General features: G+C 68.5%; 2 protein-coding genes. One reads left to right on the forward strand and one right to left on the reverse strand.

The features are described from left to right. Positions 1-184: 184 nt before the first annotated feature. Entirely contained in the window at positions 185-997 is an 813-nt protein-coding gene (locus ACXJKR_RS31805; protein ID WP_457326250.1) for a class I SAM-dependent methyltransferase, read from the forward strand. Between the two features lie 144 nt (positions 998-1,141). On the opposite strand, the gene ACXJKR_RS31810 is transcribed toward ACXJKR_RS31805, so the two are convergent. Next, positions 1,142-1,648 (reverse strand): 3'-5' exonuclease (locus tag ACXJKR_RS31810; RefSeq protein ID WP_457326251.1); only part of this gene is annotated, 507 nt, incomplete at its 5' end.

Genomic DNA, 1,648 nt, shown 5'->3' on the forward strand with positions numbered 1-1,648 from the left:
GGGTGGGCGACGACGACGCTGCCGTCCTCGTCCACCTCCTCCAGCGTGCAGCGGTTCTGCGGGAACTCGGCCTTGAGGAAGGCCACCAGCTCCGCATGTGAGGGGCGGTGTTCAGACATGGCGTTTTGCAAGCAATTGCGAGGGAAGCGGCCGCCAGCCTAGCACCGCGTCCAGAATGACTCACATGAACCTCGCCGACCGGGGCTTCACTGGCTCCATCCCCCAACTCCATGAGCACTATCTGGTGCCCATGCTCTTCGATCCCTATGCCGAGGACCTGGCCGCGCGGGCAGCTGCGTTGCGCCCGGGGCGGTTGCTGGAGATCTCTGCGGGCACCGGCGTGCTGACGCGCCATCTCGTCGGGGAGCTGCCCGACAACGTCGACATTGTGGCCAGCGAACTCAACGCCACCATGCTGGACATGGCGGCCACCCGGGGCACCGAACGGCCCGTCGAGTGGCGGTTGGCGGATGCTGCGCAGCTGCCCTTTGCCGACGAGAGCTTCGACCTCGTCGCCTGCCAGTTCGGCGTCAGCCTCTTCGCTGACCGGCCACGTGCCTTTGCCGAGATCCGCCGCGTGCTCAGGGCCGACGGCGTGTTCCTCTTCAACGTCTGGGATCACCTCGACAGCAATGAGCTGGCCGAGACGATCACGCAGGCCCTGGCCCAGGCCTTCCCGGACGACCCGCCGCGCTTCCTCGCGCGCGCGCCGCACGGCTGCCACGACATCCACGCGCTGCGCCAGGAGCTCAGCGACGCTGGCTTCGAGCACGAGGCGGACTTCGTCACGCTGCCGCTGCGCGCCTGCGCAGAGTCACCTTCCCAGCCCGCCCTGGGCTTCTGCCAGGGCACGCCGTTGCGCGCCGAGATCGAGAAGCGCGCGCCAGGCCGCTTGCCGGAGATGACGGCCCTCGCGGCCCGCGCCATCGCMGACCGCTTCGGTGTCGGCGCCATCGACTCGCGCATGCAGGCCCACGTGGTCATCGTGGGGCATTGAACACTTTCGGGCCGAGCGCCGGGCCGCTCCCAAGCCGGCCCGCACTGGCGATGTGGTCGCGGCTCGATGCCGCGAGCATCGCCGCCCCCTCGGGGGGCCGGTCAGCCGCACCCGCGTTCAGCGGGGTGCGGCTGGACGAGGGGCCTACTCAATCGGGGTGAGCTTCGCAACTGAAAGAGCCAGCCATTTCGTGCCATGCCGGCCGAAGTTGACCTGCGCCCGCGCATCCGTGCCCGAGCCTTCAAGGGTGAGCAACACGCCCTCGCCGAACTTGTTGTGGAAGACACCCTTGCCCACGCGCAGGCCGCCGTGTTCTTCCGACACCTTCTGCTTCATGCTGGCCGGCACGGGTGGCTCCACCCAGGCGGCCCTTTCTCCACGATTGGGCACATTGCCCGCGCCCACCATGCCCTTGAGCCCCGAGCCCCGCTGCCAGGCCTGCTGGTACTCGCGCGCAAAGCCCGAGCCGAAGCCCTGGTTGCGCGGCGTCAGCCACTTCAGCGCCTCCTCGGGCAGCTCGTCGAAGAAGCGGCTCTTGATGTGATAACGCGTCTGTCCGYGCAGCATGCGGGTCTGGCAGAAACTCAGTGACAGCTTCTTGCGCGCCCGCGTGATGGCCACGTACATGAGGCGGCGCTCTTCCTCCAACCC

It is taken from the genome of Roseateles sp. P5_E11 (assembly GCF_054049355.1).